Here is a 13674-nt window from a genome sequence, read left to right on the forward strand (position 1 = left end):
TTCCTCACTCGAAAGCGCTAAGTAACTAGGCTTGCGCTAAAAATTCTTCTGGATTTGCGGGTTGAAACACATTGAGGTTAGCGCTCAGGTCAACGTTTTCGCCTTTAATCGCGCACTCAAACACACTCAGCCCATTATCGCCGCTGACCACCCGCTCGACCCGAATCCAAAGGCGGCTATCAACGGCAAAAAAATCCACGTTGGTTAAAAATTTACGCGTGCCCACGAGAAAGCCCAGCGAAACTTGACCACCTTGCGACAAGGCTTGATAACCGGCAAAGGCAGCAATCGCCTGTGCCATGTATTCAATACCGACTAACGCCGGCACGCCCTCAGCTTCGGCAAACATACTTTGGCTGTGCAGACGGACGCTCGCCATCAAGGCGTTGTCGGATACGGAAATCACCGCATCCAACAGACTCATTGGCACGCCATGGGGCACTAATTCCAGTACCGGCCAAGGTGATGTTGCGCCCGCTACCGAGGCAATAAAGGCCTGCAGCTCCGCGTTTAATGTTTCATTTTCCAGCATCGTGTCGAGCCTAAATCTTGTACCTAAAGATAGCGCTTTAATGTCTAGCGCGTTCATTCAGTCAAACGTTGAAACAATCAACGCGATATTATTGCCGCCAAACGCAAAGGATGTGCTGAGCGCATGGCGCGCCGTCGCATCCACGCTCCATTGACTGGCTTCCGATACCAAATTTATCGGCGCCAACTCAGGATCGACGCAGCCATCCCATAAATGCCGTGGTAATTTACCGTCAGCTAGCGCCAGCGCACAAAGACCCGCCTCCAAGGCCCCAGCCGCACCTAGGGTATGGCCCATGTAAGGTTTGGTTGAGCTGCAGGGCGCGCTAGCGAGCAAGCGATGAATAACAGCGGCTTCCATTTTATCATTGAGCGCCGTCGCGGTTCCATGCAGGTTAACATAGCCAATGGCCGGCGCCGCTAAATCGGCATCCGCCAAAGCCGCGCGAATTGCGACCTCTGCACCTGCACCCGTAGGCTCTGGCGCAGAGATATGGTGCGCATCGGAACTTTCGCCGACGCCGGTGATGGCAAGTTTGGCCGATTGGTTAGAGAGCAAAAACAAGGCCGCGCCCTCACCAATATTAATACCGCTGCGATTAACACTCATGGGCAGACAAATATCGGCCGACACGGCATCGAGCGCCGAAAAGCCATTGACAGTTAAACCACACAGAGCATCGGCACCGCCGGCGATAACCCAATCTACCAAACCGGATTGCAATAACCGGCGGCCAGTGGCCAGCGCTTTGGCACCCGAGGTGCAGGCAGTAGACAGGGTGTAGGCGGGTCCAGTCACACCCAGCTGATCCGCTAAAAAAGCCGCAGGCGCCGCGATTTGTTGGCGCGTGTAGTCTAAAGGTATCTCGCTCCCGGGCTGAAAACTCGCTTCGCTTTCAAGAATCCCGGAGGTGGAAGTGCCGAGCACAATGGCGACCCGTGCGGGGTCAATGTCTAAGCTTAACCAGATGGGCACTAGTTGCAGCCAAACCGACCAGAGCAATTGGTTATTTCGGCTGCGCTGACTTTGCTTGGCAAAATCCAAGTTGGGCAATTCAGCGGTGACTAGGCCCAAAGCCAATTCGCGGCCGGGGCTAAAGGCGTCGGTTTTGGTGAGCGGGCTTTGTTGGTCTTGCCACAGTACCTTTCGATGCGCCGCCAAGCCAATACCCGCCGCCGAGGTCAAACCAAAACCATGAATGTAGACCGGTGCGTTCATTGCTTAACCTTCTTATTCAAAACCTTTGTGCCTGCCATTGGCTGAACACTGTGTTGAGATGCATCAAGCGGCTGCACCGTTAGCGTGGTAACCGTTAAGGATGGCTGTTCATCCGCGGCAATGCGTACCGACGAAAACACTTCATCGTTGGCAAATAGGTAGCGCGCCAGTACACGATCGCCTCGGCGCACCAGCCGCTGCCGAGACATAGTATCGGCAGCAACAAGGTCGAGCTGCATTTTATTTTTCGCGAGTAACTCAGCAACCTTTGCTGCCGGCCAATAGGCAATTTGAATGTGTTGTAACAACTGCTTCAAATCCAATTGCGCCAATTCAGGCACAAATGTCTGTTGAGAAAATTCAGTGCCTTTAGCATTGGCACGAAACAACAGCTGCCCCGTTGCGGTCATACCCAACACTTGCAACAAATCGTCTTGTTGACTCCACACCACCAGTAATTGGTGTTCATTTCCTTGCCACGTAATATCGACCTGTTGGGTTACTTGCACCTGCTGACCCAGCGAGCTGGGCTCCGCTAAATCAATAGCCGCTAATGCCGGCCGCTTTAACTGAGCGCAGGCGACGAGCGCGCTTAGGCAGAGCGCGATGATCCAGCGACAGACCTGACTCACTGCTTGACTCGGCATTCCAATAAGGTGTGACTCACACCTACGCCATCGGTTTGATCAACAATTTCTAACCCAGCCGCCTCGATGCACTTGTTAAAAACCTCTGAGTGATACATTTGGCTATTGCCGTTCGCCAAACAGGTAAAATACAAAGAGGTTTGCTGCAAACAGAACGCCGCCGCCTCGTACTCTTGACGATCCCAAAAGGTTTCCATAATGAATATACGGGTGTGCTCGCCAGCCGCCGCGGCCACTTTCTTTAAAATGTCGGTAATTTCGGCATCGGAAAAGCAATCCAAAAACTGACTCATCCACACCACATCAAAGCCTTTCGGAAAGGTCGCGTCTGATGCTAAAACATTGACAGGGTAAAAGCTCACGCGGCTAGCACCCGGATGGGTTTTCATTTCAGTACTAGCGAGCGCAATCTGTTGCGGTAAATCAGCCAAAGTCACTTGTACCTGATCGTCGTGCTCAACACAGGCACGCGCCCACTTGCCGGTATTGCCACCCACATCGAGCAAACGTGTAACAGGCTTGGCAAACACTTTCTTCATCACCAGGCCAAAGGACCCGTCTGAGTAATAGTGATCAAACGCCAGCCAACTGTCGCGCACCTGCTGCGGCAGTGAACTCAAGCCTTCATAAATAGTGGCCCAATTGCCCAGTTCCTTAAGGCCGGCCGGTGTGCCGGTTTCAATCGCTTCATCGAGGTGAAAGAAACCTTGGTAGTTAACGTCGTGATTAAAATCAAAATTGGCAATGGTCATCGCATCGCGCATGACAAAAATACCGGTTTTGGTCAAACGATACTGGCCTTCATTCAACGTACAAAGGCCAATACCTAAGGACGCCTCCATCAACACCCGCACACCATAGGCGCTAATGCTCGCTTGGGCTTGTAAACTCGGTAAATCAATACCTGCTTTACCCGCTTTCGAGACCAAGGCTAACAAACCAAATTTACGTAAGCAGCGCGCCGACTGAAACGCTAAAGCACCAAATGCCAACTTTTGCGCTTCGTAGCGCGCCTCTAACGCCGTTAACTTATCTTCTGTAAAAAAAGGCGTGCTCGCCGTGTCAGCAGCCATGATTAATTCCTCAATGGTGAATCAGATGAAGTTGCCATAATTGGCACGAGTAACCAAACCAGTAACAAGCCCAAGGCCGCCACTGTTCCAAAACTTTTAAGCACCGGCGTCGTACAAGCCGCCAACAAACCAAAGGCCAGCAAACTGGTCAGCACCGATACCGTAGCGCCGCGCCACGCAACGCGGGCATTACCAGCCAACGACAGTATTAAACTGTTATCAAATCCCACACCCAGCACCAAAAGTACGGCTAAGCAGTGAAATAAATTAACGCCACCGGCAAACACGCTGACCAGCCAAAGCGCCACGCTGGCGGCAATGGCGGGAGCATAAAATAACGACGGCTGAATGCTCTTGCCCAGTAATAACGTCACCGCACAGAGTAAAAATAATGCCAGCACCAGTAAACGCAAAAGTTGTACGCGATGGGATGCCAACATACCGGTAAGCTCCTGCACCCGATCCACATAATCCCAGTTATCACCAGCCAAAGCCGCGAGCTGGTCAACCTGTAGTGGTTGATCGACATACACAATGGCCAAAGGGTTGGGTTCCAAACGCACAAAATGTTGCAGTTCAGCGCCTAGCGGCGAAGCAACTAAGGCAGTTAAATCCATGGCGCTAGCCGCAGCATCAAACTGCGCCACAGCCTTCGCCGTTAAGGCTTCGGCTCCTAAGGCCGAATACCAACGATCTAACTCACCGCTAGGGTGATATACATTTTCGAGTAATTGGCGATTGCGAGCTTGCAGTGCCTGCGCGGGTAACCAATGCCGATAGCTAGTTTGATGAATATTGTTGTCATTTAGGCGCTGCACCAGTGCACCAACCTGGGCATCTAATTGCGTCGCATCCGCGCCAACGACTACAAAATAGCGGCCCGGTTGTGGCCCCTGTAACAAGCGATTAACCTGTTGCTCTTGCTGTAACATTTCAGCCGGCGAGGTCTGTAATTGGTCGACGCCATCGTCACCAGGCAAGAGCAAGAGCGACACAACAGCGACAAAAAACACAGCCGCCTTTAACCAGTTAGCCCAATGGATGGCGCGAGAAAACTGCAACCAAGCATCGGCACAATAATACAGCGGCAACATTCCGCGCGAGGCAGCTTTAGGCGTTGTCTGTTGCGGAAACCACAACCAAACGCTAACCCAACAGGCGATGAGGCCAACACAGCTAAACCACGCCATTTGTCTCAGCCCTGGAAACGGCATAAGGCCCTGCAAGCCGTAAGCTAAAACACTGGTTAATAAACCTAACAACAGGGGTTGCTTCAAACTCGCCAAAGGCTCGCCGTGATTCAACGCCATACGCGCGTGAATAGCGTAATCAATGCCCACACCAATCAACGAGGCACCAAAGGCCAAGGTGATTAAATGTACCCGATCAAACACCAGCACACTGGCCGAAAAAGCCACTAACAAACCGGCCGCAAGCGGCATTAACATCGGTAATAACGCCCTACCAAAGGCCAGCAACAACACCAGCAATACGCCGATTAATGAACCGGCACCAATCACGGTAATTTCAGTGCGCGCTTGTGCGGCGCCATGGGCTGCGTGAAAAATAAGACCGGAATTTAACAACACCGCGCCGCTCGGCAGCACGGCTTTCAAGGCAGAAAGCTTTTCAGGTAATGGCGTGTCAGCCGCCAGCACAAATGCCTCTTGGCTTAATTCGAAACGCAGCAGTCGATAATAGATTGACGTATTAGCATCAAACAACGTCGGCCAGCCATCTTGTAATTGTATCGGTTGATCGAGGGCCAAGCTTTCGGTGTAATGCTGAAATAGAAATAAGGGATCGCCCACAGGATCATATAAGCCTGCCCCCAAGGGCGAGTAGAGGCGCTGTTGTGCCTGAGCAAAAAGTTGTTCGGTATTATGATTGCTCAGTAATTGTCGATCTGAATCCGCCAATAAAAAATAGCGATAGGGCCAATAACTCGCGTTAAGGCTGGTGAATTGCGCAGCCGTGTCAATGAATTGCCAGCTAGGCGACACTAAGGTGGTTTTTATCTGCTCGGCCAGTGCCAGACTTTTCTGGCGATCACTATGGCCAACCAATAACAACCACTGCTTATCGGCAACGCGGCTTAAATGTGCTTGCGCTTGTTCACGCGCCTCGGGCATTGCGCCCTGATGTTGCGCTGGCAGTAAACTCAACAAACTGCTATCGAAGGTATAGTGCGGCAATCTCGACCATAAGTAGATCAAACAGGCAGCCAATAAGGCTAGCCAAAGCGCGCCCGCCACGAGTCGACTGGGTAGCTGAACCAACACGCTATTGTTCGCCTTGTGCTAAAGCAGACAGGTTCAAGGCGGTGACGTTACCCGAGACTTCGTGCAACGCAATATCCGTTACGCGCTCGCAACCGGCAACGTCTAATTGCTGCACCACATGGCTTAATACTGGATCTTTCGACACAACCACCAACGACCAACACCCGCCCTCGCCTTGTTCAAACGCTTGAACTTGAAACGCTTGATCTAAGGTACTCCATTGGCCCGCCATCATGGCCAGCATTAACTGACTAATGGTGGCGATCACGGGTTGTTGTTGCGCCGTCATCTGCCACACTTTTTCACCCTTTTGCCACTGACTTATACCTTGCGATGAAAACTGCAATTCGCTCTGCATGGGTTTTTCGGTCAGCCAACGCAATTGGTTATCCTGCACATAAAAGCGACCCGATGAGATCAGCGGCAAGGGTAAACCGACGATGGTTTTCTGTTGTTGGAACTGGCCTTCCAGCCACGCGGCTCCGAGCGCCGATGCCACCTCAGAAAAACGAACCTCCGCCCAAGCACTCACGCTGACACAACTCATCACGAAGGCGTAAATAAAATGTCTCACGAGTCACTTTCCAGCAGCCAAGGCGCCAACTTTTGTTTCAATATGGGCGGCGACACCAACGCCATCAGACCCGAGTCGATGGCCACAGCTACTTGTACTGTCGAGCCATAGGTGGTGCGTTTCCCGGCGCTATTGCGCGCCACATATTTAATACTTAACCGATTTTCCCATTCGACGATAGCAGCCGAGACGACAATCGTTTCGCCAAACGCCACTGGCGCAGGATAGCGAATGTGTAAATCGACAATGGGCCAGGCATAACCTGAATCGCGCATCTCTGGGTAGTTATAGGCAATCTTGTCGAATAGCGCACAGCGAGCAATTTCAAAATATTTGCTGTAGTGGCCATGCCAAGCCACGGCCATTAAATCCACATCGTGGAAAGGTATTTTCACCTCGGCACTGGCTTCTACAATCACTTGGCTGCTTAACTTACTCATGTTTTATCTATTCACTTGATCCATTGGGTTTAGCCACCGAAGGTTAATCGGCGTAAGTGCTAAATTTTTGATCGCCGATAGCCCGACACATGGCGCGCAGCTCGGATTCCAAGGCGCGATCTTCCTCGACGAAGCCACTCAACTCGCGCACTTGAGCCATGCAATCAAGCAGCGCAGGCGCTAAGTTTTCCTTCGCCAACTCACCTTGCAGTAAGCGCAAGTCGATACCTTGCACCATTGCTAACAGGGTCGCGGCCGTAACTTGTTCGGTCAGTTCTATAACGCGAATACAATCGCGCGCAGAAATGGTGCCCATACTGACTTTATCTTGGTTGTGACATTCAGTGGAGCGAGAAAAAACACTGGCCGGCATGGTTAATTTCAATGCTTCGGCGGTCCAGGCGCTGGCGCCAATTTGCACAGCTTTAAAGCCGTGATTGATGGGGCGCCGCTCGGCACTAGCGCCGGACAAATTGGCCGGCAAACCGTGATTGAATTTAGTATCCACCACCATCGCTAACTGCCGATCTAAAAGATCCGCGATATTAGCCACCGCGTTTTTCAAACTATCCATGGCAAACGCAATGTGCCCGCCGTAAAAATGCCCACCGTGTAAAACGTGCTCACCAACACCATCGATAATGGGATTGTCGTTGGCCGAATTGATTTCGTTTTCGATGTATTGGCGCAAAAAGGGCAAAGCATCTTGTAACACACCGATAACATGAGGGGCGCAACGCAGGGAGTAGCGATCTTGTAACCGCTGCGGATTTCTTGGTGGCTCACCGGCATGCAAGTCGTCGCGCAACCAAGCGGCAATTTGCTGCTGGCCAGGGTGCGGCTTCACGCTAAATAAAATTTCATCAAAGTGATGCGCATTGCCCTTACTTGCCAAGGTCGCCAAGGCGGTAATACGGGTGGATAACTTAGCCAGATAACGCGCCCGTTCAAAGGCCAAACAGGCGATTGCCGTCATCACGGCGGTGCCATTCATTAATGCCAAGCCTTCTTTCGGCCGCAATTTTAATGGCGTGATATTTAGCTCAGCATAAACCGATTCGGTTGAACGACGCTGCCCCTGATAAAACACCTCGCGCTCACCACACAGCACCGCGGCCACATAAGACAGTGGGGTTAAATCGCCGCTGGCGCCAACCGAGCCCTCGCGCGGTATGACCGGCAATATGTCTTTTTCGAGCAGCAACACCATTCGCTGTAGCAGCGCCAAACTGACACCCGACATGCCCTGACAGAGCGATTGCAAACGCACCGCCATCACCGCGCGCGCCATCACGGGCGATAAAACCTCGCCTAAGCCACAACCGTGAAAGGTGTAGAGATGAGCCGGTAACTCATCCACTAAATTCATCGGTATAGACACGGTGCAGGAGTCGCCATAACCTGTGGTGACACCGTAAATGACACCCTCCTCGCGCAGCAAGCGATCCAAAAAATCGGAGCCGGAATGGATAAGGCGCTCAAATTCTGGTGCGCTAGAAAGGGCCACTGACTCGCCCATAGCGATGGCAACGATATCCTCGATGCTGCGTGAATTATTATCAAAAACGATCATGCTATACCTAATAATTGTTGTGCCAAATGCATCAAGGAGCGATGTCTTCAGCTTGCCAAAAATCATAAAAATTGCCCCATTGCAGGGGATAACGCTGTGCAAAATCGCCCAACCTATCAGCATATTGCTGAACATAGGGCTGCAAACTGGACTCTCTCGCCTTGCGTTGCATCACTATCTGATCGCTAAATTTTTCTAAATAAATATCATAGCGATCTGCCGACTTCACACTACACAGAAAAAAAACTGGGCGCTTAAGTAGTGCCGACAAGACAAAAGGTCCCATTGGAAAAGGCGCTTGTTTGCCTAAGAAATTGGCGTATATATTTCTAGGTTTTACGCCCGAGCGCGGATCGACCACGGCCGTTCTATCGGCCGCTATAGCCACCACTTCGCCGCGCTGAAGCTTTTCATCCAGCTTCATTGCTGTGGCCGGGTTTATCTCTTGCACCTGAATCAAGTTAACACTGTGCTCACCAGACACGTCGGCCAGCATGGCATTAAATTTTTCAGCGTGCTGGGTATGCACCATGGCATTTACCTTGGCCACGCCCCAGCGCTCGGCCAGTGCCATGCTGATTTCAGTGTTACCGAGATGGCTAACAAAAATAATACCGCCCTTGCCTTCGGCAATAAGCGATTTTAAGGCATCGAAACCATGGGTATGCACCGGCACATCCAAGCAGCCGAACCACACGGCCAACTTATCGAGCAATAAATCGCCGAAGGTAAAGAATTGCTTCAAACTCAGGCGCAACAACCCTATTTTGCTCGACACACCTAACGCCTTGGCGCTATCCACACGCTGGAGAAATTCCAAAGACGCTCTTCGCGCGGTTATGCCAGTCACGAAAAAATAGACAATCACCGGCCACAGCAAAGAAGTGAAAACCCAACGCCCCAGCCAACGATAGGTAAAGAATAAAATCTTCATCCCCAGCAGCGAGCCAGATTCCTTTCGCTTCCACCAGGGTTTCACTGCGCCCGCCCCCGCTTGCGTAAGCCAACTAGCCAGAGCGGTGCGCGCACCAACATGCCGAAAAATAGGCGCGCGTGCATGCAGGAGATTAACCAATTGTCTTTGCCTGGCAGAAAGTGTGACACGCCATCGACTGGGTAATGCACCTTAGTGGAAAAGTTCTGAATATTGCCGCCTGCCCACAACCAGTGCACCAATATTTCCGTATCAAAATCCATGCGATTACCCGTATCGGACTTTGCCAACTGCTGACAAATAGCGGCCAGCGGATAAACCCGAAAACCACACATTGAATCTTTGATCGCGAAGGATAATGTGTTTATCCATACCCAGACGTGGGTTAGGTAACGCGCATAGTGGCGCAGCCGTGGCACCGAGTCGTCGTACTCAGGCACGCCACAAATAATCATGTTCGGTGATTCAGCAGCGGCGCTGAGAAAGGTGGGAATGTCCGCTAAATTATGCTGACCATCGGCATCCACTTGCAGGGCATGAGAGTAACCCAGTTCCAACGCACGCTTTAAGCCGGCTTTAACAGCCGCTCCTTTACCTTGGTTTACATCGAGCACCATTAAGTGCACGCCCAGGTGCTCATCGGCTAGCCGTTCTAGGACTGCAGAGCAGTCGCCGTTACTACCGTCATTAACCAAAATAACGGGCACAGAAAAAGGCAATACATTGGCCAAGGTGTCGACAATGGCGCGCTCGTGGTTGTACACAGGAATCACAATGCAGGCGCTTATCGCATCAGGTTTTGGAGCGCGAGCAGTCATAGCGCAGCCACCAGACGACCACTGGCAAAAACTTTTGCGTCAGAAAAATAGGTAAACTGCACCCGCCGGCGATCCGGTTGCAACTGCATATGAAGTTGCACGGTATCACCGGGGCGAATAACCTGTTGAAACTTGATGGCCTCCAGCTGACTCGCCGTGCTGAGCCAGTGCGCATGCTCTTGCCATAGTCGTGCAGCAACAATGCGCACCCAATTAAGTTGAACCACGCCCGGTAAAATAGGTGTTTGCGGAAAGTGCCCCTGAAACCATACCAGTGCTGGTTGTATTTGCAGGGTTAGTTCCGCACTGGCCGAGTCAACCGATACCAGATCCAGCACCTGTGGTAACTCAGTAGGAGCATAACTAAGATCGATCATTCACGGGCTCCCGTTCCGTCGCCGGTAGCAACTGATTCATTAACAATTGCACTTGTTGATACTGTATTTTGCCTTGACCATTGCGCGGCAAGCGATCGATATAGCGCCAGCGCCTAGGCACTAAGGGGCGCTCGAGTAATTGCCCCAAAGCGCGTTTAAAACGTTGCGCTAAGGCCCGCCTGCCCTCTTGTTCTAATGCCGCCACACCTTCTGGTGAGAGCACGATTAACGCCACGAGTTCATCGCGGCTCGCAACAGAGCCGGTGCGAATCATAGGTTCAACTCGCACATCATCAATCCAGCTATCGGCCATTAGATAGGTCTCGATTTGTTCGAGAGACACACGCTTGCCTTCTATTTTAACGACGCGATCGGCGCGCCCAAGCAAGGTAAATTTTTCGCCCTGCATGTGCACAAGGTCTGAACTATCAAACCAGTCATCATCGGGTAAAAACGGCGATTTAACGGCTAAGCACTGTTGCGCATTAGGTTTCGCCTGCACGGCATCAAACAATGTCCAAGCGCTATCGCCCATATGCTGTCGACGCCAACCGATACCGCCCGTTTCCGTGCTGCCATACACTTCAACAATATCGCTTTGTAAACGTTGATTGGCGTTCACACTCGCCGCAGACGACAAGGGGCCGCCTGAACTGAACACAACAGTAACAAGGTGTCGATGCTCGATCGCTAGTGGCAAGCGGGTTAGATGGGTGGGACTAGACACTAAACACAAGGGGGTTGTCTGTGGCGTAAATACACGCTCGACATAATCAGTGGTAAACCGGGCAAACATTCGCCCGTTGGCCAAAGGCCAAAGAACGCGAAACAATAAGCCATAAATATGCTGATGGCTCACTGTCGCATACACGCAACAATCACCCAGCATCGCGCCAAAACATTGCTCTAACTGCTCGACTTCAGCGGCTAATTGACGCACATTTTTTCGAATTAACTGAGGCGCGCCCGTGCTGCCCGAGGTGAATAGAACTAACACCGCATCACTGGCTAAGGGTATCAAAAGCGCAGAGACATCGACCTCTGCTTCTTCTTGCAGCGAGAGACAGTGGGTTATCCCAGACGGGAAATCACCGATAAAACCATCGACATGCTGGGATAATTGCTGGCTAGTTTCTGGTAAATTATTCGGTGCCAGCCAGGCTTCTTTACCACACAGCCAAAGTGCGACAAGCACTGCGGCCAATTCTGCACTGTCGGGAATGAACAAAGCCAAACGCCGTAGCTCGGGCGCTGCGTTCAATTGCTTTTGCCAAAGAGCTACACGGCACAACCACTGAGACGAGGTCACGGCGGTTTGGTCAAACGCCAGCGTATATTCTGGCGCCGCAGATACGGTGGTTAGCAGCTGTAATAATTTCACGTGGCTAAGTCCGCTGCTATTTTGGCTTTTACCTTTCGACGCACCAGCCATTCGCCGGCAGCCAACAAGCCTATGCAGAGATAGGCGATAAAGCCGTTATATAAAAGCCAGAGCTCATGATTGCCTAGCCATACGGTATAAAGCGCAATACTGCCGTTACACAGAAAAAATAACACCCACAAGATTGTCACTTTGCGCGTATAGGCCACTGCAGCATCGGGAAGATCGGGTTCTTGCAAACGCGCAAGACGCTCAACCAAAGACTGCGGCTGACGTAAGCTGAGTGCAAACACCAACAGCAAACTAACATTCACCGCCACGGGATAGAGCAATAAACCCAGCTCGGTATTGGTCCAGAGTGACAGTGCCACAAGACCAGCAATCACCGCGCACCAGATCACCGCGGATAGGCGATCAGCACTGCGCCAGTTAAACAATCTAAACAACGCCAAACAAACCAGCAGCAATAATAAATAGCGCAGGGAAAACGTTTGCAGGCCGAAATAGATCGCAAAGGGGTAGAGCAGCGTCACGAGTGCAAGGCTTATTTTACCGAGCAAGCGCATAGCTTAAGCAACCAACTCGACAACCACGTCAACCACATCAGAGACAGTGCGAACGGCCTTAAAATCTTCTGGTTGAATTTTCTTACCGGTCAGCTTTTTAAGTTCAACCACCATATCAACGGCGTCGATAGAATCAATATCAAGGTCGTCATAAAGATGCGCGTCAAGTGTGATCTTCGCTTCTTCCAGTTCAAACATATCAACCATCATGGTGCGAATCGTGGCAAAAACCTCGTCTTTTGTTTGCATGTTACTTCACCCCTTCTTTCGCCACGAAAGCAGCGAGCGTAGCCACGGATTTAAAATGTTGGCGAGTATCTTCCGACTCAGCATCTAACTTCACGCCATATTGCTTTTGCAATGCTAAACCCAGTTCTAAGGCATCGATAGAATCCAACCCCAAACCTTCTACAAACAATGCCTCGGTCGAATCAATATCGTCGACCGACATATCTTCCAAATCTAAGGTATCGATAATAAGCTGCTTAAGCTCTTGCTCTAGTGCCTGCATAGTGTACTAATTCCTCTGTAAAAAAATGTTCTAGCTGTTTCGTTAACTGTCGGGCGGCTAAGCTGACTGGCTGACCTTCCCTGTTCGGTAAAGGCATCTCGGGCAAGACCCGTAATACCATCTCAAACGGTCCCGACAAGGGGATTTCATACCAAGCCACCTGCTTGGTTAACGTCGCCGGCTCAACGGTAATAAGCACCGGCCGTATCGCCTGCTCCAAGCGCAGCGCAACATTGGCGGCGCCGCGCTGAAAACTCATCGGTTGCCCCGGCACGGTACGGGTACCCTCGGGAAAAATGATTAAGTGGTTGCCACGGGCGAGCGACGCCCTAGCCTCGGCGATGACCTGCTCGGGGTCGTCATTGGCGATATACCCTGCCAAGCGAATCACGCCACGCATGGTGGGATTCTTCATTAGCGCACTTTTCACCACACAATCGGCCTGCGGCAGCAAGCTTATAAGCAAGACCACATCGATTAACGAAGGGTGGTTGGCCAGAACGAGCTGGCCGGGCTGACGCAGGCGGTCAATATCCTCAACGTAATAATGCAAGATACCTAGGGCTCGCATCATGTTCATAAAAAAACGAAAATTGATGTGCACTATCCAGCGGGCTTTGCATTCGCGCTTAATCCCTTTTGGCGTAGCCAGCAGCCATGGCAGTGCGTAGAAAGGTAGCAATAAGCCACCCAGCCCGAACAACGTAAAGGACAGGCCGGTGGCAAATAGCCGCCAAAGCCAATTCAA

General features: G+C 51.5%; 16 protein-coding genes. All 16 read right to left on the minus strand.

Annotation, left to right across the window (positions count from 1 at the left end; translation table 11 throughout):
• Window positions 1–25: 25 nt before the first annotated feature.
• Genes ACGHTT_RS14350 through ACGHTT_RS14425 form a run of 16 tightly spaced genes read right to left on the minus strand, consistent with a single transcriptional unit; the run spans window position 26 to window position 13674 of the window.
• Window positions 26–589, minus strand: a complete 564-nt coding sequence (locus ACGHTT_RS14350) for a hypothetical protein (protein WP_390591506.1) — start codon at window positions 587–589, stop codon at window positions 26–28.
• A complete protein-coding gene (locus tag ACGHTT_RS14355) occupies window positions 590–1750 on the minus strand; it encodes a beta-ketoacyl-ACP synthase (protein WP_390591507.1) in 1161 nt (386 codons plus the stop codon).
• A complete protein-coding gene (locus tag ACGHTT_RS14360; RefSeq protein WP_390591508.1) occupies window positions 1747–2382 on the minus strand; it encodes a DUF3261 domain-containing protein in 636 nt (211 codons plus the stop codon). Before ACGHTT_RS14360 ends, ACGHTT_RS14355 begins: the two co-directional genes overlap by 4 nt.
• Window positions 2379–3470 (minus strand): class I SAM-dependent methyltransferase, encoded by a 1092-nt coding sequence (locus tag ACGHTT_RS14365; RefSeq protein ID WP_390591509.1) that lies wholly within the window; start codon window positions 3468–3470, stop codon window positions 2379–2381. The genes ACGHTT_RS14360 and ACGHTT_RS14365 overlap by 4 nt, the downstream gene beginning before the upstream one ends.
• A 2-nt stretch (window positions 3471–3472) precedes the next feature.
• Complete coding sequence (locus ACGHTT_RS14370) at window positions 3473–5752, minus strand: MMPL family transporter (protein WP_390591511.1); 2280 nt, start codon at window positions 5750–5752, stop codon at window positions 3473–3475.
• A gap of 1 nt (window position 5753) precedes the next feature.
• Entirely contained in the window at window positions 5754–6326 is a 573-nt protein-coding gene (locus tag ACGHTT_RS14375) for an outer membrane lipoprotein carrier protein LolA (RefSeq protein ID WP_390591512.1), read from the minus strand.
• A complete protein-coding gene (locus ACGHTT_RS14380; RefSeq protein WP_390591513.1) occupies window positions 6323–6766 on the minus strand; it encodes an acyl-CoA thioesterase in 444 nt (147 codons plus the stop codon). The genes ACGHTT_RS14375 and ACGHTT_RS14380 overlap by 4 nt, the downstream gene beginning before the upstream one ends.
• Before the next feature lie 43 nt (window positions 6767–6809).
• Window positions 6810–8339 (minus strand): histidine ammonia-lyase, encoded by a 1530-nt coding sequence (gene hutH / locus ACGHTT_RS14385; RefSeq protein ID WP_390591514.1) that lies wholly within the window; start codon window positions 8337–8339, stop codon window positions 6810–6812.
• Window positions 8340–8370: 31 nt separating this feature from the next.
• Window positions 8371–9273: a hypothetical protein gene (locus ACGHTT_RS14390; RefSeq protein WP_390591515.1), complete on the minus strand. Its 903-nt coding sequence runs from the start codon at window positions 9271–9273 to the stop codon at window positions 8371–8373.
• 41 nt (window positions 9274–9314) lie between these two features.
• Complete coding sequence (locus ACGHTT_RS14395; protein WP_390591517.1) at window positions 9315–10091, minus strand: glycosyltransferase family 2 protein; 777 nt, start codon at window positions 10089–10091, stop codon at window positions 9315–9317.
• Window positions 10088–10468: a 3-hydroxyacyl-ACP dehydratase FabZ family protein gene (locus ACGHTT_RS14400; protein WP_379783984.1), complete on the minus strand. Its 381-nt coding sequence runs from the start codon at window positions 10466–10468 to the stop codon at window positions 10088–10090. The genes ACGHTT_RS14395 and ACGHTT_RS14400 overlap by 4 nt, the downstream gene beginning before the upstream one ends.
• Window positions 10455–11849 carry an AMP-binding protein gene (locus ACGHTT_RS14405; RefSeq protein ID WP_390591520.1) on the minus strand — a complete coding sequence of 465 codons (1395 nt, stop codon included), beginning with the start codon at window positions 11847–11849 and terminating at the stop codon, window positions 10455–10457. Before ACGHTT_RS14405 ends, ACGHTT_RS14400 begins: the two co-directional genes overlap by 14 nt.
• Entirely contained in the window at window positions 11846–12415 is a 570-nt protein-coding gene (locus tag ACGHTT_RS14410; protein ID WP_390591521.1) for a hypothetical protein, read from the minus strand. Before ACGHTT_RS14410 ends, ACGHTT_RS14405 begins: the two co-directional genes overlap by 4 nt.
• Before the next feature lie 3 nt (window positions 12416–12418).
• Window positions 12419–12664 carry an acyl carrier protein gene (locus ACGHTT_RS14415; RefSeq protein WP_390591522.1) on the minus strand — a complete coding sequence of 82 codons (246 nt, stop codon included), beginning with the start codon at window positions 12662–12664 and terminating at the stop codon, window positions 12419–12421.
• Between the two features lies 1 nt (window position 12665).
• A complete protein-coding gene (locus tag ACGHTT_RS14420) occupies window positions 12666–12926 on the minus strand; it encodes a phosphopantetheine-binding protein (protein WP_390591525.1) in 261 nt (86 codons plus the stop codon).
• Entirely contained in the window at window positions 12901–13674 is a 774-nt protein-coding gene (locus ACGHTT_RS14425) for a lysophospholipid acyltransferase family protein (protein ID WP_390591526.1), read from the minus strand. Before ACGHTT_RS14425 ends, ACGHTT_RS14420 begins: the two co-directional genes overlap by 26 nt.

This window comes from Simiduia litorea (assembly GCF_042853465.1).
Lineage (GTDB): Bacteria > Pseudomonadota > Gammaproteobacteria > Pseudomonadales > Cellvibrionaceae > Simiduia > Simiduia litorea.